Origin of the sequence: Paractinoplanes abujensis, from assembly GCF_014204895.1 — a bacterium.
In the GTDB taxonomy this organism is placed as follows: Bacteria; Actinomycetota; Actinomycetes; order Mycobacteriales; family Micromonosporaceae; genus Actinoplanes; species Actinoplanes abujensis.
The window spans coordinates 3,537,942-3,560,003 of record NZ_JACHMF010000001.1 but is presented as its reverse complement, the minus strand read 5'-3'; the positions used below and the strand labels follow the sequence as shown (position 1 = coordinate 3,560,003).

6 protein-coding genes and 1 pseudogene are annotated in these 22,062 nt (G+C 74.3%); all 7 read left to right on the top strand.

From position 1 onward, the window contains the following. Positions 1-13 precede the first annotated feature (13 nt). Positions 14-5,404 carry a type I polyketide synthase gene (locus BKA14_RS15875; protein ID WP_184951708.1) on the top strand — a complete coding sequence of 1,797 codons (5,391 nt, stop codon included), beginning with the start codon at positions 14-16 and terminating at the stop codon, positions 5,402-5,404. 23 nt (positions 5,405-5,427) lie between these two features. Beyond that, a pseudogene (locus BKA14_RS15870) lies at positions 5,428-16,401 on the top strand (type I polyketide synthase); the annotation flags it as partial. 136 nt (positions 16,402-16,537) lie between these two features. Next, positions 16,538-17,401 (top strand): ACP S-malonyltransferase, encoded by an 864-nt coding sequence (locus BKA14_RS15865; RefSeq protein WP_239093758.1) that lies wholly within the window; start codon positions 16,538-16,540, stop codon positions 17,399-17,401. 26 nt (positions 17,402-17,427) lie between these two features. Further along, positions 17,428-17,676, top strand: coding sequence for an acyl carrier protein (locus tag BKA14_RS15860; RefSeq protein ID WP_184951705.1), 249 nt, complete (start codon positions 17,428-17,430; stop codon positions 17,674-17,676). Further along, a complete protein-coding gene (locus BKA14_RS15855; protein WP_184951704.1) occupies positions 17,673-19,289 on the top strand; it encodes an AMP-binding protein in 1,617 nt (538 codons plus the stop codon). Before BKA14_RS15860 ends, BKA14_RS15855 begins: the two co-directional genes overlap by 4 nt. Next, positions 19,286-20,779, top strand: a complete 1,494-nt coding sequence (locus tag BKA14_RS15850; RefSeq protein ID WP_184951703.1) for an AMP-binding protein — start codon at positions 19,286-19,288, stop codon at positions 20,777-20,779. Before BKA14_RS15855 ends, BKA14_RS15850 begins: the two co-directional genes overlap by 4 nt. Continuing rightward, positions 20,776-22,029 (top strand): type III PLP-dependent enzyme domain-containing protein, encoded by a 1,254-nt coding sequence (locus tag BKA14_RS15845; RefSeq protein WP_184951702.1) that lies wholly within the window; start codon positions 20,776-20,778, stop codon positions 22,027-22,029. Before BKA14_RS15850 ends, BKA14_RS15845 begins: the two co-directional genes overlap by 4 nt. The last annotated feature ends 33 nt before the right edge of the window (positions 22,030-22,062 follow it).

The window sequence follows — 22,062 nt, the reverse complement described above, 5'->3', positions numbered from 1 at the left end:
TCAGGTGAGCACCATGGGCAACGACGAGAAGCTGCTCGAATACCTCAAGAAAGTCACGTCGGAGCTGCACCAGACCCGCCAGCGGTTGCAGGAGGCCGAGCACGCCGACCAGGAGCCGATCGCCGTGATCGCGATGGGCTGCCGCTACCCCGGCGGGGTCACCTCGCCCGCCGGCCTGTGGGAGCTGGTGGCCGGCGGCGTCGACGCGATCAGCGAGTTCCCCGCCGACCGGGGCTGGGACACCGACCAGCTGCACGACGACGACCCCGACGCGGCGGGCACCAGCTACGTCCGCGAGGGCGGCTTCGTCGACGACGTGGCCGGCTTCGACCCGGCACTGTTCGGCATCTCGCCCCGCGAGGCGCTGACCATGGACCCGCAGCAGCGGATGCTGCTCGAACTGGCCTGGGAGACCGCCGAGCGGGCCGGCCTCGATCCGCTGAGCCTGCGCGGCAAGCCGGTCGGCGTGTTCGCCGGCTCCGGCCAGCAGGACTACGAGTACCTGCTGGCCGCCGCGCCCGAGGCGGCCGAGTCCTACCTGACCACGGCGACCGCCTCCGCGGTCATCTCCGGCCGGGTGTCGTACGCGCTGGGCCTCGAAGGACCGGCCGCGACCGTCGACACGGCCTGCTCGTCGTCGCTGGTCGCCCTGCACCTGGCGGCGACGGCGCTGCGCCGCCGCGAATGCACGATGGCGTTCGCGGGGGGCGTCATGGTGATGGCCACCCCGGCGCCGTTCGTGGCGTTCAGCCGCCAGCGCGGGCTCGCCCCCGACGGCCGGTGCAAGCCGTTCTCGGAGAGCGCCGACGGCACCGGCTGGTCCGAGGGCGGCGGCCTGCTGCTGCTGGAACGGCTGGCCGACGCCCGCCGCCACAACCACCCGGTGCTGGCCGTCATCCGTGGCTCGGCCGTCAACTCCGACGGCGCCAGCAACGGGCTGACCGCCCCCAACGGCCCCTCGCAGCAACGCGTCATCCGGGCCGCGCTGGCCGACGCCCGGCTCACCACCGCCCAGATCGACGTGGTCGAGGGCCACGGCACGGGCACCGTGCTGGGCGACCCGATCGAGGCGCAGGCGGTCATCGCCACCTACGGCCAGGGCCGCCCGGCCGATCGGCCGCTGTGGCTCGGCTCGATCAAGTCCAACATCGGCCACGCCCAGGCCGCGGCGGGTGTCGGCGGCGTGATCAAGATGATCGAGGCCATCCGCCACGGCCTGATGCCGCGCACCCTGCACCTGACCGAGCCGTCCTCCCACGTCGACTGGACCGCCGGCCACGTACGCCTGCTCGACCGCGAGGTCCCGTGGCCCGCCGGCCCGGAGCCGCGCCGCGCCGGCATCTCGTCCTTCGGCGTGAGCGGGACCAACGTCCACGTGATCGTCGAGGAGGCCCCGGCCCCCACCGCGCCGGCCGCCACCGATCCCGCGTCCGCTGTCACCAACGCGTCGGCCCTCACTGACGTGTCGGGCGCCGAGGCCGATTCCGCCGACGCGGCGCGGATCGTGCCCCTGGTGGCCTCGGCGCGTGACGCTCAGGCGCTTGACGCTCAGGCGCGGCAGCTGGCCGAGGCGCCGGGGGAGCCGCTCGACGTGGCCTACTCGGCCGCCACCACCCGAGCGGCCCTCGACTACCGCCGGGTGGTGCTCGCCGGCGCCGAGATCAGCGGGACCGTGTCACCGGGCGCGCTCTCAGTGCTGTTCACCGGCCAGGGCTCGCAGCGGGCCGGCATGGGCGACGACCTCGCCGCGCGATTCCCCGTGTTCGCGGCCGCCTATGCCGCCGCCAAGGTCGATGTCATCGGTGACATCGATCAGACCGGTGTCGCACAGCCGTCAATCTTCGCGTTCGAGGTGGCGTTGTACCGCCTGATCGAGTCCTGGGGCATCAAGCCGGATTACCTGGCCGGGCACTCGATCGGTGAGATCGCCGCCGCCCATGTCGCCGGTGTCCTTTCGCTGGAGGACGCCAAGACGCTCGTGAGCGCGCGGGCCCGGCTGATGCAGGCGTTGCCGGCCGGTGGGGTGATGGTCGCCGTGGCCGCGCCCGAGGACGTGGTTCGGCCCCTGCTGTCCGACGGCGTGGACATCGCCGCGATCAACGGCCCGGCCTCCGTGGTGCTGTCGGGCGCGGGCGACGCCGTCGGAGCGGTGGGGACGGCGCTGGACTGCAAGTCGACGGTGCTGAACACCTCGCACGCCTTCCACTCGCACCTGATGGAGCCGATGCTCGACGAGTTCGCGGCGGCGATCAGCGGCCTGACCTTCCACCAGCCGAGCATCCCCGTGGTGGCCACCGGTGACCTGACCGAGCCGGCCTACTGGGTCAGCCACGTGCGTGACACCGTGCGGTTCGCCGACAACGTGCAAGCGCTCCTCGACCGCGGTGTCACCACTTTCGTGGAGGTCGGCCCGGACGCGATCCTGACCGGCCTGGGCCGTCAGATCAGCGACGACGCCACCTTCATCGCGCTGCAGCACCGCGCCAAGCCCGAGGAACACACCCTTGTCACCGGTGTCGCCACCGCGTGGACCCGCGGCGTAGACGTCGACTGGACCCCGCTGCTCACCGGCGGCCGCCGGATCGAGCTGCCGACCTATCCGTTCCAGCACCGCCGCTACTGGATCGAGCCCGCCCCGGGCGCCACCGCCGACCTCGACGCCGCGGGCGCCGACCCGGCCGGTCACCCGCTGCTGGGTGCGGTCGTGCCCGCACCCGGGACCGGCGGCGTCACCCTCACCGGCCGTCTGTCCCTGCGCGACCAGCCCTGGCTGGCCGACCACCGGATCGGCGGCGCGACGCTCTTCCCCGGCACCGGCTTCGTCGAGCTCGCGCTGCGGGCGGGCCGCGAGACCGGCTGCGACCGCGTCGCCGAGCTGACCATCGAGGCGCCGCTGGTGCTGCCCGGCCGCGGCGGCGTCAAGGTGCAGGTGATCGCGGGCGCCGCCGACGACCAGGGCCGCCGCCCGGTCGCCGTGCACTCCCGGGCCGACGCCGCCGAGCCGTGGGTCTGCCACGCCACCGGCCTGCTCGCCCCGGCCGCCGACCTGGCCGCGGGGCCCTCGCCGGCCGCCGACCTGGCCGCGTGGCCCCCGCCGAATGCCGAGCCGATCGTCCTCGACGACTTCTACGCCGGGCTGACGGAGGCGGGCATTGGCTACGGGCCGGTCTTCCAGGGCCTGCGAGCGGTCTGGCGCTCCGGCGACGACGTCTACGCCGAGGTGCGGCTGCCCGAGGGCGCGGCTCCCGAGGCGTACGGCCTGCATCCGGCCCTGCTCGACGCGGCGCTGCACACTGTCACCTTCTCGAGCGCCGGGAGTGACCAGGCCACCCTCCCGTTCGCCTGGTCGGGCGTGACGCTCGGCGTCTCCGGGGCCACGGGTCTGCGCGTGCGGCTCACCCCGGTCCGGCCGGGCACCGTGGCCCTGCTCGTCGCCGACCCGGCCGGCCGGCCTGTGCTCGCGGTCGACTCCCTGGCCCTGCGCACCATCTCGGCCGAGCAGCTCGACGCCGCGGCCGCTCAGAAGTCGCTGTTCCGCATCGAGTGGACTCCGGTCCCGGTGACGCCGGCCGTCGATCTCACCCTGGCCGACCTGGAGCCGGCGGCGCCGGAAGAAGGCGCGTGGAAGAGTGGCGCGCCGGAAGGAGGCACGCCGGAACGGGGCGCGCCGGGCGGGATCGCACCGGACGGAACCGTCCCGGACGCCCTCGTCCTGCGCAGCGCGCCCGGCACCAGCCCGGCGGCCGTCCGCGCGGCGACCCACCGGGCGCTGGCCGCGGTGCAGCGCTGGCTGGCCGACGAGCGGCTGGCCGACACCCGGCTGCTGGTCCTCACCCAGGGCGCCGCCGGGCAGAACGGTGAGGACGTCACCGACCTGGCCGGCGCCGCCGTGCGTGGCCTGATCCGCTCGGCCCAGACCGAGCACCCGGAGCGGATCGTGCTGGCCGACACCGACGGCACCGTCGAACCGGCCGTGCTGCTGGCCCTGGACGAGCCGCAACTGCTGGTGCGCGACGGCGTGGCCCACGCGGCCCGCTTGACCAGGGCCGGCCGGGGCGACGACATCCCGGCCGGCACCTTCGGCCCCACCGGCACAGTACTTGTCACCGGTGGCACGGGCGCGCTCGGCGCCCTCGTGGCCGAGCACCTGACCCACGCGTACGGGGTCAGGAAGCTCTTGCTGACCAGCCGGCGCGGCCCCGACGCCCCGGGCGCGGCCGACCTGCAGGAGCGACTCGCCGCCACTGGCGCGGCCGTGCGGATCGTCGCGTGCGACCTGGCCGACCGGGACGCGGTGAAAGCCCTGCTGGACGGCGAGGATGTCACCGGTGTCGTGCACGCGGCCGGGGTCGTGGACGACGGCGCCATCGCCTCGCTCACGCCCGAACGGCTGGACGTCGTGCTGCGGGCCAAGGCGGACAGCGCCGCCCACCTGGACGAGCTGACCCGGGACCGGCCGCTCACCGCGTTCGTGCTGTTCTCCTCGGCCGCCGCCGTGCTCGGCTCGGCCGGGCAGGGCAACTACGCCGCGGCCAACGCCTACCTGGACGCGCTGGCCGCCCGCCGCCGGGCCGCCGGACTGCCGGCCCAGTCGCTGGCCTGGGGCCTGTGGAGCGTCGGCGGCGGCATGTCGGGCGAGCTGGCCGAGGCCGACCTGCGCCGGCTGGCCCGGGCCGGGGTCAGCCCGATCGGCGCCGAGCAGGGCCTGCGGTTGTTCGACGCGGCCGGCGCCGTGGACGCGGCCACTGTCGTACCGGTCAACCTGGACCTGCGCGCGCTCGGCCCGGCCGAGGGCGCGGCGGGCGCAATGTTCCGCTCGCTGGTCCGCCGCCCGGCCCGGCGTGCGGCCGACGCCGCCCCGGCCGTCGACCCGCTCGTGGCCCGGCTGGCCGCGCTGCCCGCCGCGGATCGGCTGGCCGCGCTCACCGACCTCGTCCGCGAGCGGGCCGCGGCCACGCTCGGGCACCCCGACACCACCGCCGTGGAGGCCGACCGGGCCTTCAACGACCTGGGCTTCGACTCGCTGACCGCGGTGGAGTTCCGCACCGGGCTCGGCGAGTCGACCGGCCTGCGGCTGCCCGCCACGCTCGTCTTCGACCACCCGACCCCGGTCGACGTGGCCCGCTACCTGCTCGACGAGCTGGGGCCGGGCGACGACACGGCGGGTCCGGCCGAGGACGACGTCCGCCGGGTCCTGGCCGGCATCCCGCTCGGCCGGCTCCGCGACGCGGGGCTGCTCGACGCGCTGCTCGAACTGGGCGGCGTGACACCCGCCGGCGCCGCGGCGCCGGCCGAACCGGACGGCGACGACGAGTCCATCGACGACATGGACACCGACGCCCTCATCAGCATGGCCCTCGGCGGCCTGGACCTGGACGACGCGCACTCGGGAATGGGGAACTAGCCATGGCTGAATCAGCGGACAAGGTGGTCCAGGCGCTGCGGGCCTCGCTCAAGGAGACCGAACGGCTGCGGGCGCAGAACCGCAAGCTCACCGCGGCCGCCCGCGAGCCCATCGCCATCGTCGGCATGGCCTGCCGCTATCCGGGCGGGGTGGCCTCGGCCGACGACCTGTGGCGGCTCGTCGACGACGGCGTCGACGCGATCTCGGCGTTCCCGGACAACCGGGGCTGGGACTCCGGCGTCTTCGACCCGGAGCCGGGCAAGGTCGGCCGCACCTACAGCAACCGGGGTGGCTTCCTGCACGACGCGGGCCGCTTCGACCCGGCGTTCTTCGGGATCAGCCCGAACGAGGCGCTGCTGATGGACCCGCAGCAGCGGCTGTTGCTGGAGACCTCGTACGAGGCCTTCGAGCACGCCGGCATCGACCCGGCCACGCTCAAGGGCGGCTCCACGGGCGTGTTCGCGGGCATGATGTACCACGACTACGCGGCCAACAACAGCACCGGCGCCAACGCCTCGGGCCGGGTCTCGTACGTGCTGGGTCTCGAGGGCCCGGCCGTCACCGTGGACACCGCGTGCTCGTCGTCGCTGGTCGCGCTGCACTGGGCGATCCAGGCGCTGCGGTCCGGCGAGTGCGAGCTGGCCCTGGTGGGCGGGGTCGCGGTGATGGCCACGCCGGAGGTCTTCGTCGAGTTCAGCCGGCAGCGCGGGCTGGCCCCGGACGGCCGGTGCAAGTCGTTCGCGGGCGCGGCCGACGGCACCTCGTGGGGTGAGGGCGTCGGCGTGCTGGTGGTCGAGCGGCTGGCCGACGCGCGCCGCCACGGCCACCGCGTGCTGGCCGTGGTGCGCGGCTCGGCGGTCAACCAGGACGGCGCCAGCAACGGCTTCAGCGCCCCCAACGGCCCCGCCCAGCGCCGGGTCATCCGGGCCGCGCTGGCCAACGCGCAGCTCTCGGCCGATCAGGTCGACCTGGTCGAGGCCCACGGCACGGGCACCACGCTGGGCGACCCGATCGAGGCGCAGGCGCTGCTGGCCACGTACGGGCAGGACCGGGCGGACGACGACCCGCTGTGGCTCGGCTCGATCAAGTCGAACATCGGGCACACCCAGTCGGCCGCGGGCGTGGCCGGCATCATCAAGCTGGTCCAGTCGATCCGGCACGGCGCCATGCCGCGCACGCTGCACGTCGACACGCCCACGCCGGTGGTCGACTGGACCAGCGGCAACGTACGGCTGCTGACCGAGCCCCGGGCGTGGCCCGAGCGGGACCGCCCGCGCCGGGCCGGCATCTCCTCGTTCGGCATCAGCGGCACCAACGCCCACGTCATCATCGAGCAGGCCCCGGACGAGGAGCCGGCCGAGCCCGCCCCGCCGGTCGCGCACACCCTCGTGCCCGTCGTGGTCACCGCGAAGTCCGCGGCCGCGCTGCCCGCCCAGCAGCAGCGGGTGCGGGAGCTGCTCGCGGCGGGCGCCCCCCTTCGGGACACCGCGCGGGCCCTGATCACCGACCGGGCGCTGTTCGAGCACCGCAGCGTCACCCTGGGCGCCGATCCGGACGAGACGCTCGCCGCCGCCCCGGTCACCGGCTCGGTCACCCCGGGCGGCACGGCCGTGCTGTTCACCGGGCAGGGCGCGCAGCAGCTCGGCATGGGCCGCGAACTGTCCGCACGGTTCCCCGTCTTCGCGGCCGCGTTCGACGCCGCGCTGGCGGCCCTCGACCGGCACGTGGACCACCCGCTGCGCGACGTGCTCTGGGGTGACGACGCCGCCGAGCTGGCCCGTACGGTCAACACCCAGACCGGCACCTTCGCGTACGAGACCGCCCTGTACCGGCTGCTCGAGTCCTTCGGCGTACGCCCGGACCTGCTGGCCGGTCACTCGGTCGGCGAGATCGTGGCCGCGCACGTGGCCGGCGTGCTGTCGCTGGACGACGCGGCCGCGCTGGTCGCCGCGCGCGGCCGGCTCATGCAGGCGCTGCCCGCCGGGGGCGTGATGATCGCGGTCGCGGCGAGCGAGGAGACCGTACGGCCGTTGCTGACCGGCGGGGTGGACATCGCCGCCGTCAACGGCCCGGCCTCCGTGGTGCTGTCCGGCACTGAGGACGCCGTACGGGCGGTCGTGGCCACGTTGGACGTGAAGGCGACCCGCCTCAACACCTCCCACGCGTTCCACTCGCACCTGATGGAGCCGATGCTCGGCGCGTTCGCCGACGCGTTGAGCGGCCTCACGTTCCACCCGCCGGCCGTCCCGATCGTCTCCGCCGTCACCGGCGCCGCGGCCGGCCCGGACACGCTGACCAGCCCCGCCTACTGGGTGCGGCACGTGCGCGAGGCGGTCCGGTTCGCCGACGCCGTCACCACGCTGCACGCGGCCGGGATCCGTACGTTCGTCGAGGCCGGCCCGGACGCCGTGCTGGCCGGGATGGTGCGGCAGACCCTGGACGACGACGTCACCGTGGTGGCGCTGCAGCGGCGTAACCGTTCGCCGGAACGCGAGCTCCTGACCGGCGTGGCCACCGCCTGGACCCGCGGCACGGCCGTCGACTGGACCGCGCTGCTGCCCGCGGGCCGGCACGTCGACCTGCCCTCGTACGCCTTCGACCGGCAGGAGTTCTGGATCGACGAGTGGGACTTCGCCGACGCCTGGACCGGTGGCACCGCCCGCAAGCTGACCGCGGCCGGCCTGACCCGGCACGAGCACCCGCTGCTGGGCGCCGTGCTCGGCGCGCCGCAGACCGGCGGGGTCGTGCTGACCGGCCGGCTCGGCCTCGACCGGCACGCCTGGGTGGCCGACCACGAGGTGCTCGGCAGCGTGCTGCTGCCCGGCACCGGCTTCGTCGAGCTCGCGCTGCGGGCGGGGGAGCAGGTCGACTGCGCGGTCCTGGAGGAGCTCACCCTGCAGGCCCCGCTGGTGCTGGCCACCGGTGGTGCCGCGCTGCAGGTGGTGGTGGGCGGCCCGGACGACGGCGGCCGCCGCACGGTCGACGTGTTCTCCCGCGCCGACGGCCCCAACCGGCCGTGGGTGCAGCACGCGGCCGGGGTCCTCGCCCCCGCCGGCACCGATGTCATCCCGCCTGACCTGGCGGCCTGGCCGCCGCCCGGCGCCGAACCGGTCACTGTGGACGGCGCCTACGACCGGCTGCTCGACCTGGGCTACGCCTACGGCCCGGTGTTCCAGGGCCTGCGGGCGGCCTGGCGGCGCGGTGACGAACTGTTCGCCGAGGTGGCCCTGCCTGCCGCCGAGCACGACGAGGCCGCCGCCTTCGGCATTCACCCGGCGCTGCTGGACGCCTCCATGCACGCGGCCATGCTGGGCGACCGGGGCGAGACCGCGCCGGACGAGCAGACCCTGCTGCCGTTCGCCTGGAACGGGGTCACGCTGCACGCCGCGGGCGCCGCCTCCGTACGAGTCCGGATCACCACGCCGACCACCGACAGCATGTCCTTCGCGGTCGCCGACGAGCAGGGCCGCCCCGTGCTGACCGTCGGCTCGCTGGTCTCCCGCGCGGTCTCCCCGGCCCAGCTGGCCTCGGCCGGACCGGACACCGCGGAGGCCCTGTTCGGCATCGACTGGCTGCCCGCCGCGGGCGGCGTGGCCGGCGGCGCGACGTGGGTCACGCTCGACGAGGCGGCCGTCGCTGAGGCGCCGTTCGTGCTCGCCCCGGTCACCGCCCCCGACGGCGGCGACGTGCCGGCGAAGGCGCTCGCGGTGGCCACCGACGTGCTCGCGCTGGTGCAGCGGTGGCTGGCCGAGCCCGCGTACGCCGCGTCGCGGCTGGTCCTGCTGACCCGGCACGCCGTCGACGTCACCGGCACCGACCCCATCGACCCGGTCACCGCGGGAGTGTGGGGCCTGATCCGGGCCGCCCAGGCCGAGAACCCCGACCGGTTCGTGCTGCTGGACACCGACGGCGACGTCACCGACGGCGTGCTGGCCCAGGCCCTGGCCGGCGGCGAACCGGAGATCGCGGTGCGCGCGGGCCGGATCAGGGTGCCGCGACTGGCCCCGCTCGGCCTGCCGGCAGTGGCGGAGCAGCCCTGGACGGCCGGCGGGACCGTGCTGATCACCGGCGGCACCGGCGGGCTGGGTGCGATCGTGGCCGAGCACCTGGTGCGGGCCCGGGGCGTACGGAAACTGGTGCTGACCAGCCGCCGGGGCGCCGACGCGCCGGGCGCCGCCGAGCTCGTCACCCGGCTCTCCGAGGCCGGCGCCGAGGCCGTGGTCGTCGAGGCGTGCGACGTGGCCGACCGGGACGCGCTGGCCGCGCTGCTGACGCGGATCGACGACCTGACCGGCGTGGTGCACGCGGCCGGCGTGGCCGCCAACGGTCTGACCGCCGACATGACCGCCGAGCAGCTCGCCGCCGTGTTCCCGGCCAAGGTGGACGCGGCCTGGCACCTGCACGATCTCACCCGCGACCGCGCGCTCACCGCCTTCGTGCTGTTCTCGTCGGCCGGTGGTCTGGTGCTCGCGGCCGGGCAGGGCAACTACGCGGCGGCCAACGTGTTCCTGGACGCGCTGGCCACCCAGCGCGCCGCGGCGGGGCTGCCGGCCACCTCCCTCGCGTACGGGCTGTGGCAGGCCGAGACCGGCATGAGCGGCCAGATGGACGACAGCCACCGGCAGCGGATGGACCGGCTGGGCCTGCCCGCGCTGGCCACCGCGGACGCGCTCGCACTGTTCGATCGGGCCGTCGCGGGCGACCGCCCCGGCGTGGTCGCGGTGCCGGTCGACCGGGCCGCGCTGCGCGAACGCGCCGACCAGCTGCCCGCCCTGCTGCGCGGCCTCGCCCCGGCCGGTCCCTCCCGCCGCCGGGCCACCGCCGCCACCGGCTCCTCACTGGCCGGGCAGCTGTCCGGCCGTACGCCCGGCGAACGGCACCGCATCGTGCTGGACCTGGTGCGCGGCCACGTGGCGGCGGTGCTCGGGCACGCCTCCGCCGACGCCGTCGAGGCCGACCGCGCGTTCAAGGACCTGGGCTTCGACTCGCTGTCCGCGGTCGAACTGCGCAACGTGCTCAACACCGCCACGGGTCTGCGGCTGTCGCCCACCCTGGTCTTCGACCACCCGAGCGCGGCCGCCGTCACCCGGCACATCCTGGACACCATCGGCGAGGCCGGCGAGCAGGCGCGCCCGGCGGCCCAGCCGAAACGCTCCGCCGCGAACGTGGACGACCCGATCGCGATCGTCGGCATGGCCTGCCGCTACCCCGGCGGGGTCGCCTCGCCCGAGGACCTGTGGCGGCTGGTGGCCGACGGCGTCGACGCGGTCGGCGACTTCCCGGCCGACCGGGGCTGGGACCCCGCCGTCCACGACCCGGAACCGGGACGGCCCGGGCGCACCTACGCCAACGAGGGCGGCTTCCTCTACGACGCCGCGCAGTTCGACCCGGTGTTCTTCGGCATCAGCCCCAACGAGGCGCTGATCATGGACCCGCAGCAGCGGCTGCTGCTGGAGACCGCCTGGGAGACCCTGGAACGCTCCGGCATCGACCCGGCCGCGCTGCGGGGCAGTGACACCGGTGTCTTCGCCGGCCTGATGTATCACGACTACGGCGTGGACAGCACCGGCGGCTCGCTGGTCTCCGGCCGGGTCGCGTACACGCTCGGCCTCGAAGGGCCCGCCATCAGCGTGGACACCGCCTGCTCGTCGTCGCTGGTCGCTTTGCACTTCGCGATGCAGTCGCTGCGGGCCGGGGAGTGCTCGCTGGCCCTGGCCGGTGGCGTCGCCGTGATGGCCACGCCTGCGATGTTCGTCGAGTTCAGCCGGCAGCGCGGCCTGGCCCCCGACGGGCGGTGCAAGTCGTTCGCGGGTGCGGCCGACGGCACCGGCTGGGGTGAGGGTGCCGGTCTGCTGCTGCTGGAACGGCTCTCCGACGCCGAGCGCAACGGTCACACCATCCTTGCCGTCGTACGGGGTTCGGCCGTCAACCAGGACGGCGCGAGCAACGGTTTCAGCGCGCCCAACGGTCCCTCGCAGCAGCGGGTGATCCGGCAGGCCCTCGACAGCGCGGGCCTCACCACGGCCGACGTGGACGTGGTGGAGGCGCACGGCACCGGCACGACGCTGGGCGACCCGATCGAGGCGCAGGCCTTGCTGGCCACCTACGGGCAGGACCGCTCGGTGCCGCTCCTGCTCGGTTCGATCAAGTCGAACATCGGCCACACGCAGGCCGCGGCGGGTGTCGCCGGGATCATCAAGATGGTCGAGGCCATGCGCCACGGCGTCGTGCCCCGCACCCTGCACGTCGACGAGCCGTCCCCGATGGTGGACTGGGAGGCCGGCGCAGTCGACCTGGTGACCGACACGGTGGACTGGCCCGCAGTCGATCGCCCGCGCCGGGCGGCGGTGTCGTCTTTCGGCATCAGCGGCACGAACGCCCACGTCATCATCGAGCAGGCGCCGCTCGCCGTCCCCGCCACCCCGGAGGCACCGGTGTCACGGCCGGTGGTGCCGTTGGTGCTGAACGCCCGCAAGGCGGACGGGCTGCGCCGGCAGGCCGAGCGGCTGCGCGAGCACCTGCTGGCCCGCCCCGACCTCGACCTGATCGACGTCGGCTGGTCGACGGTGACCACCCGAGCCGCTCTGGACCACCGCGCCGTGGTGGTCGGCCGCGAGCGCCAGGACCTGGTGGCGGCGCTCGACAAGGTGACCGGCCCGGTGGCACCCGGCTCGCTCGCCGTGCTGTTCACCGGTCAGGGCTCCCAGCGGGCCGGCATGGGCGACGAGCTGGCCGCACGGTTCCCGGTGTTCGCCGAGGCCTACGCCGCCGCCCGGGTGGATGTCACGGGTGACATCGATCAGACGGGTGTCGCGCAGCCGTCGATATTCGCGTTCGAGGTCGCTCTCTACCGCCTGATCGAGTCGTGGGGCATCAAGCCGGACTATCTGGCCGGGCACTCGATCGGTGAGATCGCGGCTGCGCATGTCACCGGTGTCCTGTCGCTGGAGGATGCCAAGACGTTGGTGGAGGCGCGGGCCCGGCTGATGCAGGCGCTGCCCGCCGGCGGTGTGATGGTCGCCGTCGCCGCCGGTGAAGAGACTGTGCGGGCACTGCTGGACGACGGCGTCGGCATCGCGGTCAATGGTGTGGGCGCTGATGCGACGAACGGCGTGGACATCGCCGCGGTCAACGGGCCCGCCTCGGTGGTGCTGTCCGGCACCGGGGAAGCCGTGCAGGCTGTCGTGGATGCGCTGGGAGTGAAGGCGACGCGGCTCAACACGTCGCATGCGTTCCACTCGCGGCTGATGGAGCCGATGCTGGCGGAGTTCGCGGCCGCGATCGGCGGGCTGACGTTCCACCAGCCGACGATCCCCGTCGTGGCCACCGGTGACATCGCCCAGCCCGCCTACTGGGTGAACCACGTCCGGGACACCGTCCGGTTCGCCGACAACGTCGGCACGCTGCTCGCTCACGGTGTGAGCACCTTCCTCGAGGTCGGGCCGGCCGCCACCCTCACCGGGCTGGGCAAGCTGATCAGCGACGACGCCACGTTCGTGGCCCTGCAGCACCGCGCCGTCGACGAGGAACTCGCACTGCTCACCGCGCTGGCCGGCTCCGGCCTCGCGGTCGACTGGGCGGGTGTCCTGGCGGGCACCGGCGCCCGGGTGGTGGATCTGCCCACGTACGCGTTCGATCGCCGCCATTTCTGGTTGCTGGACGACGAACCGGCCACCGATCCGGCCGCCATCGGCGTCGCCCCGGCCGCCCACCCCCTGCTCGGGGCCGTGGTCGCGACGCCCGGCACCGGCGGCGTGACGCTGACCGGCCGGGTCTCCGTGGGTTCGTCGCCCTGGGTGGCCGACCACGAGGTGCTCGGCTCGGTGCTGTTGCCCGGCACCGCGTTCGTCGAGCTCGCCCTGCGGGCCGGCGAGGAACTGAGCGGCACCGGGGCCGCCGGGGAAGCGAGCGGCTCCAGGGCCGCCGGGGAACTGAGCAGCACCGGGCTGCCGGGCGGCGCCGGCTTCGGTGTGGACGAGCTGACCCTGCTGGCCCCGCTGGTCCTCCCGGGCCGCGCGACGGTGGACGTGCAGGTGGTGGCCGACGGCCCCGACGCCACGGGCCGCCACCCCGTGACCGTCTGGTCCCGGGCCGACGGCACGGACGAGTGGCTGCGGCACGCGACCGGCTTCCTCGCCCCGGCCGGACCCACCACGCCCGGCCGCCTCACCGCCTGGCCCCCGCCGGGCGCCGAGCGGATCGAGGTGTCCGGCCTGTACGACACGCTGTTCGACCGCGGCTACGGCTACGGGTCCACGTTCCGCGGCCTGCGCGCCGCGTGGCGGCTCGACGGCACGGTCTACGCCGAGGTCGCCCTGCCCGAGCAGGCCCACGCCGACGCTCGCCGGTTCGGGCTGCACCCCGCGCTGCTCGACGCCACCATGCACGCCCTCGGCTTCGGCGCGCTCGGCGAGGGGGACGCCGACCCGGGCACGCTCATGCCGTTCTCGTGGGAGGGCGTCACCCTGCACGCGCCGGGCGCCGACACGGTCCGGGTGCGGCTGGCCCCGGCCGGGCCGGCCACGGTGTCGCTCGACCTCGCGGACGTAGCGGGGGAGCCGGTCGCCTCGGTGCGGTCGATGACCCTGCGCCCGGTCTCGGCCGGGCAGCTCGGCGCCGACCCGGCCGACCGGGCGTTGTTCGCCATTACGTGGAGCGAGGTCACCGGGGTCTCGGCCGCCGGTTCCCCGGCCGTCGCCGGGGACGCGGCGATCGCCTTGCCGGTCGTGCCGCCCGCCGCGGGCACGGTGCCCGAGCGGGCCGGCTCGGCCACGGTGGCCGCCCTGGAGGTGATCCAGGAGTGGTTGCCGCGCAAGGGCCGGGTGGTCGTGCTGACCCGGGACGCCGTCGCGGTCGGTCCGGACGACGACGTCGACCCGGCGGCGGCTCCGGTGTGGGGTCTGCTGCGGGCCGCTCAGGCCGAGAACCCGGACCGGTTCGTGCTGCTCGACACCGACGGCGACGTGGACGACGCCGTGGTGGCCCGGGCCGCCGCCACCGGGGAACCGGAGCTGGCGGTCCGCGGCGGCACGCTGTACCGGCCCCGCCTCACCCCGGCCGCACCGGTCGCGGGGGAGCCCCCGTGGGGCGGCACGGTGCTGATCACGGGCGGCACCGGCGGTCTCGGCGCGATCGTGGCCGAGCACCTCGTGCGCACTCACGGCGTACGGAACCTGGTCTTGACCTCGCGTCGGGGTCCGGATGCCCCGGGCGCCCAGGAGTTGTGCGAACGGCTGGCCGCGGCGGGTGCCACGGCCGAGGCGGTGGCGTGCGACGTGACCGACCGGACAGCCCTGGCCGCGCTGGTCGAACGGATCGGCGACGACCTGACCGGTGTGGTGCACGCGGCCGGCGTGGCTGCCAACGGGCTCACCGCCGACCTCACCGCCGGGCAGGTGCGCACGGTGCTCGCCCCCAAGGCGGACGCCGCGTGGCACCTGCACGAGCTCACGAGGGACCGGCCGCTGCGCGCGTTCGTGTTGTTCTCCTCGGCCGGCGGTCTGGTGCTGGCGGCGGGGCAGGGCAACTACGCGGCGGCCAACGTGTTCCTGGACGCGCTGGCCCAGCACCGGCACGCCGCCGGGCGGCCCGCCACCGCGCTGGCCTACGGCCTGTGGCAGGCCGAGACCGGGCTCAGCGGGATGCTCGACGAGGGCCACCGGCAGCGGATGGACCGGCTCGGCCTGCCCGCGCTGCCCACCGAGGAGGCGCTGGCCCTGTTCGACCGGGCCGTCGCCGGTGGCCTGCCGCAGGTGGTGCCGATGCCGGTCGACCGGGCGGCGCTGCGGCGGCGCACCGACCAGTTGCCCGCCCTGCTGCGCGGACTGGTCCCGGCCGTACGGCGCACCGTGGCCGGGACCGGCGGGCGGCGCTCGCCGCTGGAACGGCTGAGCGGGCTCGCCGGCGCCGCCCAGCTGGCCGAGATCACCCAGGTGATCCGGGAGTACGCGGCGGAGATCCTGGGTCACGCCGGCCCGGACGACGTCGAGCCGGAGCGGGACTTCCTGGAGGCCGGCTTCGACTCGCTGACCGCGGTGGAGCTGCGCAACCGGATCAACGCCGGGCTCGGCGTGACGCTGCCGGCCATGGCGGTGTTCGACAGCAAGACCCCGGCCGAGCTGGGCCGCCTCACGCAGGCCGAGCTGGGCACGCCGCAGGCCGCCGCCGCGGACAAACCGGACACGCTGTACCAGCTGTTCCTGGACGCGGTGCTGGCCGGCCGCCTGCAGCCCGGGCTGCGGCTGCTCAAGACCGTGGCCGACCTGCGGCCGGAGTTCGACGGGCCGGCCGGGACGAAGCTGCCCGCACCGGTCACCCTGACCGCGGGCACCGGCGCCGGGCCGCGGCTGATCTGCCTGAGCACGCCGACCATCGCGGGCGGGGTGCACCAGCACGCCCGGCTGGCGGCCCGGCTCACCGGCGGGCGGCACGTGACCGCGCTGCCCACACCCGGTTTCGGCCGGGGCGAGCCGGTGCCGGCGTCGTTCGCGGCGGCCGTGCGGGTGCTGGCCGCGGCGGTGCTGGAGGCGGCCGCGGGGCAGCCGTTCGTGCTGCTCGGCTTCTCCTCGGGCGGGCTGCTGGCCCACGCCACGACGGCGTACCTGGAGGACCGGGGCGCCCCCGTGGCCGGCGTGGTCCTGCTCGACAGCTACGAGGTCGAGCCGGGCAACGACGGCATCTTCGGGCACATGGCAATGGCGATCGAGGAGAAGGAGGCGACGTTCGGGCCGTTCGACAGCGCCCAGCTGTCCGCGTTCGGCCGGTACGTCGACCTGCTGGCCGAGTTCCGCCGTGACCCGCTCACCGCGCCGCTGCTGTTCGTGCAGGCCGCCGACTCGTTCGTGGAGGCCGAGCCCGAGGACTCCTCGTGGCAGGCCACCTGGGCCGGCGCGGACGTGCTGCGGACCGTGCCCGGCACCCATTTCTCGCTGGTCGAATCCGATGTGGACACGACCGCCGAAGTGGTCGATGAATGGCTCCACGCCATTTCCGGCTAGGGGCGTTAGGGGAATGTAAAACCCACCCCGAGCAGCCGAAAATTGAGTAAGAGACAGAAGGAAATGGGGAGCCATGCATACCGCGATCGTCTTTCCGGGAATGGGTCCGACGCGATTCGAGGACGTTTCCCGGTTCATGTTGACCAATTCCTTCGCCCGGCGCCGCATCGCCGAGGCGGACGAGGTGCTCGGCTATCCGCTGGTTCGGCGGTACCGCGAGACCGACGGCGAGTACACCGAGTACGCGCAGGTCGCCTTCCTGGTCAACTGCCTCGCCCTGGCCGACTGGAACGCGGCGCAGCAGGACGAGGCGCCGGTCGCGGTGACCGGGCCCAGCTTCGGCGGCAAGGCGGCCGCGGTCTGGGCCGGGTCGCTGGCCTTCGCCGACGCGGTCCGGATGACCGCCGGTTTCGCCCGCCTGATGACCGACTACTTCAGCACCCACCACACCGACGTGGTCACCCAGTCGTTCGCCCGCACCCCGCCGGAGCGGCTGCGCGAGGTTCTCGCGGAGCTCGACGAGGCCGGTGAGTGGTACGACATCTCCTGCTACGTGGACGACGACTTCACCATGCTGTCGCTGCGGGAGAGCCGGCTGGGCTGGCTGGAGCGCCGGTTGCGGGCGGTCGGCGGGCTGCCGCTCTACACGCTGCGGCCGCCGATGCACTCCAGCGCGTTCGGCGAGCTGCGCCGGCGGGCCGAGGCCGAGGTGGTCGGGGGCATGGCGTTCGCCGACCCGCGGATCCCGCTGGTGGCCGACCTGGACGGCGCGGTCATGACCACCGCCGCGCAGGTGCGGCAGCTGCTGCTGGACGGTTTCGTCCGGCCGGTGCGGTGGCCCGCCGTTGTGGCCACGCTGCGCGGCCTGTCCGTCGGCACCCTGCACGTGGCCGGCGCGGACAGCCTGTTCACCCGGGTGCCGATCACCACCAACACGTTCGCCGTGGCCGGGGTCAACCCGCGCACCGCGATGCAGCCGCGCCGCCGGGTCGCGGTCTGACACCCCTAGCCAGAAGGAGTCATGCCATGTGGGACGACCAGTTCGAGGACATCATGCGCCGCTACGTCCCGTTCCTCGACGCCGACGAGCCGCTCGACCCCGACGCCGGCCTGCGCGACCTGGGCCTGGACTCGATGGGGATCATCGAGATGATGGGCGCCCTCGAGGCCACCTATCACGTGCGATTCCTCGACGACATGCTGAACCTGCACACTTTCGCCACCGCCCGCACGCTGTGGCTGAGCGTTTCCAAGATGGTCGAGACGGTCTCATGACGACATTCGATCTGGCGGCCTCCCCCGGACCGGTGATCCCGGCCGGGGGAGGCCCCGAGGACTTGGGACTGCACAGCCGTTTCCTGCGCGGACTGGCCATCTCCCCGTGGGAGGTCGCGCTCAAGGTCGGTCCGCGCACGGTCACCTACGACGAGGCCCACGAGCGGGCGCTGGTCTGGGCCGGCTCGCTGCGCCGGGTCGTGCCCCGGCAGGGCGCGGTGGCCGTGCTGGCCGGGCGCAGCGTCGAGGCGTACCTGGGCATTCTCTCCTGTCTCTACGCCGGGCTGACCACGGTGCCGCTGCTGACCGACTTCCCGGTGGCTCGCCTGGTCGCGATGCTGCGCGCCGCCCACGTGCAGGCGCTCGTCGTCGACGCCGAGGGCGCGGCGCTGATCGGCCGGCTGCGCGAGCACGGCGTCGACCTGCCCGTGCTGGTGGCCGACGGCACCGCCGACCGGCCCCGGCCGATCGTGGTCGACGACAGCCACCGGCTGGTCTACCCGCGCCGGTCGCGGCCCGACGACATCGCCTACGTCCTGTTCACCTCGGGCTCCACCGGCACCCCCAAGGGCGTCCGGCTCAGCCACGGCAACCTGCGCCACTACTTCGACCTGATGGACTCCTGGTACGACTTCACCGCCACCGACGTGTTCTCGCAGGCGGCCAACCTCAACTGGGACTCCGCGGTCTCCGACCTGTGGTGCGCCTGGGGGGCCGGGGCGCCGCTGGTCTCGGTGCTGCCCAACCACTACCGGGACCTGCCGCTGTTCGTGTCCGAGCACCGCGTCTCGGTCTGGTTCTCCGCGCCGAGCGTGATCGCGCTGGTCCGGCGGATGGGCGGCCTGACCGCGGGGGCCATGCCGACGCTGCGCTGGACGTGGTTCGGCGGCGAGGCGCTGCGCTTCACCGACACCGCCGACTGGCAGGCCGCCGCGCCCAACTCGTCGGTGGTCAACGTGTACGGACCCACCGAGATCACCATCACCACGCACCGGCACACCTGGCAGCCCGCCGTGTCCCGCAAGGTCGGGGTGAACGGGGTGGTGCCGCTGGGCACGCTGCACGACGGCCTGGCGCAGATGCTCGTGGCGCCGGACGGCACGACGGTCGAGGGCGAGGGCGAGTTGTGCATCGCCGGCCCGCAGCTGTCCGCCGGCTACCTCGACCCGCGGCACAGCGCCGGCCGCTACCTGCGACGCGACGGCCGTACGTGGTACCGCACCGGCGACCTGGTGCGCGAGGCGGACGGCGGTGAGCTGGTCTACCTGGGCCGGGTCGACTCGCAGGTGCAGGTCAACGGTTTGCGGGTGGAGCTCGGCGAGCTCGACCACGCGGTCCGCTGCTGCCCCGGCGTGCAGGACGCGGTCACCGTGGGCGCCGCCGCCGGCAGCACCAGCGAGCTGGTCGTCTTCTACACCGGCGAACGGCTCGCCCCCGCGCGGCTGGCCCAGCACGTCGGCCGGACCGTGCCGCAGCAGATGGTGCCGCGGCACTACCGGCACCTGGCCGAGTTCCCGCTCAACACCAACAAGAAGATCGACCGCCTTCGCCTCACCGCCGAGGCGACCGCCCAGCTCAGCCCGTCAGGTGCCCGGAACGGAGAACGGCAATGACCGACCTCGTGCACTCCCTTCTCGACGCGGCAGCCGCCGACTCACCCGGCCGGTACGCCGTGCGCGACGCCACCGGCCGGTGGACGTACGCCGAACTGGCCGAGCGGGCCCGCGCCTTCACCACCTGGCTGATCGAGCGCGGCGTCCGTCCCGGCGACCGGGTCGTCGTGCAGTCGCCGACCCGCCGCGAACTGGCCGCCATGTTCTACGGCACGGTCCGCGCGGGTGCGGTCTTCGTGCCCATCAACAAGGCCATGAAGGCGTTCCACCTGGCCTCCGTCGTGCGCGACGCCGAGCCCGCGATCGCGCTGGTCACCGCCGACCTCGCGGTCAACATGCGGGAGGTGGCGACGGCCCCGGTGCACGACTTCGACGACGCCTGGGCCGAGGTGCTGCAGGTGGCCCGCCGGCCCGGGCAACTGCCCGCCCCCGAGGTGGAGCCGGAGGACCTGGCCGCACTCATCTACACCTCGGGCAGCACCGCGCTGCCCAAGGCCGTGATGGCGCCGCACGCGCAGATCACCTTCGCTTCCCGGGCGATCCAGGCCGAGATGGGCTACCGCGCCGATGACGTCGTGTTCTGCCGGTTCCCGCTCTCCTGGGACTACGGCCTCTACAAGGTGCTGTTGTGCGCGCTGGGCCGGTCCGAGATCGTGCTCGACGACGGCGAGAGCGACCTGGTGCTGCTGCGCCGCATGCGGGAGACCGGCACCACGGTGGTGCCGATCGTGCCCTCGCTGGCCACGATGATCACGTTGCTGGCCAAGCGGTCCGAGGGTCCGATGCCCCCGGTCCGGCTGATCACCAACACCGGCGCGGCCCTGCCCGCCGCGACCATCGAGGCACTGAAGGAGACCTTCCCCGGCGTCCGGGTCGTCCGGCAGTACGGCCAGACCGAGTGCAAGCGGATCACGGTGATGCCGCCCGAGCGCGAGCAGGACAAACCCGACTCGGTGGGCCGCCCCTTCGCGGGCACGACCGTACGGGTCCTCGGGCCGGACGGGGCCGAGCTGCCCCCGGGCCAGGTCGGGGAGATCGTGGCCGAGGGACCCCACGTGATGCCCGGATACTGGCGCCGGCCCGACCTCACCGCGACGACCTTCCGCCGTACGGGGGAAGGGGTTCTGCGATTGCACACCGGTGACTACGGCAGCCTCGACGCCGACGGCTACCTCTACTTCGAGGGCCGGCGCGACGACATGTTCAAGCGCCGCGGGATCCGGATGAGCACCACCGAGATCGAGGCCGCCGCCATGGACATCGCCGGGGTGCGCGCCGCCGCCGCGGTGCCGCCGGGCGAGGGCCGCGACCTGACCCTGTTCGTCGAGTCCGAGCTCGCGCCCAAGGTCGTCATCAAGGAGCTGTCGGTGCGCCTGGAGCCGGCCAAGGTGCCCGCCGTGTGCCGCGTGCTCGAGACCTTCCCCCTGACCCTGCACGGCAAGAACGCCCGGAAGGCCCTGATCGACATGCTGGAAGGGAACGACCGATGAGCCTGGACCAGGACTTCGCCGAGCAGCTCGCCAAGAGCTACGGCACCCCGCTGTTCGTCTACGACCTCGACGAGGTGGAGGCGGCTCGCGACGAACTGCTGGGCGCGCTGCCCGAGGAGTTCGAGCTGTTCTTCGCGGTCAAGGCCAACTCGCATCCCGAGCTGATCCGCACCCTGCGCGGCACCCCCGAGCACGGCTGCCGCACCGAGATCAGCTCGACCGGCGAGCTGGCCGTCTCGATCGCCGCGGGCCACGACCCCGGTGACATCCTCTACACCGGACCCGGCAAGACGCACGGCGAGCTGGACGTGGCCATCGGGGCCGGCGTCCGGATGTTCTCCGTCGAGTCGCTCTCCGACCTGCGGCACATCGGCGCGGCCGCCCAGCGGCAGGGTGTCGTCGCCCAAGCCCTGCTGCGGATCAACCACGTCGCCGCGTCCGCCACCACCAGCATCCGGATGACCGGCACGCCGTCGCAGTTCGGCATCGACAGCGAGACCCTGGCCGACGTGCTGCCCGAGCTGCGCGCGGTGGCCGGCACCGAACTGGCCGGCTTTCACTTCTTCCCGCTCAGCAACGCGCGCGACGAGGAAAGCCTGATCGGCGAGTTCCGCAACACCATCGAGGTGGCCGCGCAGCTCGCCGAGGAGCACGACCTGCCCGTACGGTTCCTCGACATCGGTGGCGGTTTCTCGGTCCCGTACGCGGTGCCGGGCCCCCGCGCGTCGTACCCGAAGCTGCGGGCCGAGCTGGCCGCGATCCTCGACCTGCACTTCCCCGGATGGCGCACCGGCGCGCCCACGGTGGCCTGCGAGTCCGGCCGCTACCTGATCGGCGCCTCGGGCACCCTGATCACCCAGGTCACCAACATCAAGCAGAGCCGTGGCCGCAACTTCGTCATCGCCGACGCCGGCATCAACACCTTCGGCGGCATGTCCGGGCTGGGCCGGCTGCTGCCGGTCGCGGTGCAGACGGACCTCGAGCCGGCCCAGAAGGCCAGCCTGGTCGGCCCGCTGTGCACCCCCGGCGACGTGCTGGGCCGCGAGATCGCCCTGCCCGACCTCTCCGAAGGCGACATCGTCACGATCCCCAACGCCGGCGCCTACGGTCCCACGGCCAGCCTGCTCATGTTCCTCGGGCGGCCCGCGCCGGCCGAGATCGTGGTGCGCGGCACCGAGGTGGTCTCCGTGTCGCGGATCGAGCACGAGCGCACCTGGACGGTCGGCACGGGCCCGAGCGTACGGATGTGACCGCACATCCGGCGGAACCCTTGAAGGAGCAGT

Excerpts from the sequence above, each read along its gene's own strand:
- BKA14_RS15875 (WP_184951708.1), top strand. The coding sequence starts at position 14 with ATGGGCAACGACGAGAAGCTGCTCGAATACCTCAAGAAAGTCACGTCG.
- BKA14_RS15865 (WP_239093758.1), top strand. The coding sequence starts at position 16,538 with ATGTTGACCAATTCCTTCGCCCGGCGCCGCATCGCCGAGGCGGACGAG.
- BKA14_RS15860 (WP_184951705.1), top strand. The coding sequence starts at position 17,428 with ATGTGGGACGACCAGTTCGAGGACATCATGCGCCGCTACGTCCCGTTC.
- BKA14_RS15855 (WP_184951704.1), top strand. The coding sequence starts at position 17,673 with ATGACGACATTCGATCTGGCGGCCTCCCCCGGACCGGTGATCCCGGCC.
- BKA14_RS15850 (WP_184951703.1), top strand. The coding sequence starts at position 19,286 with ATGACCGACCTCGTGCACTCCCTTCTCGACGCGGCAGCCGCCGACTCA.
- BKA14_RS15845 (WP_184951702.1), top strand. The coding sequence starts at position 20,776 with ATGAGCCTGGACCAGGACTTCGCCGAGCAGCTCGCCAAGAGCTACGGC.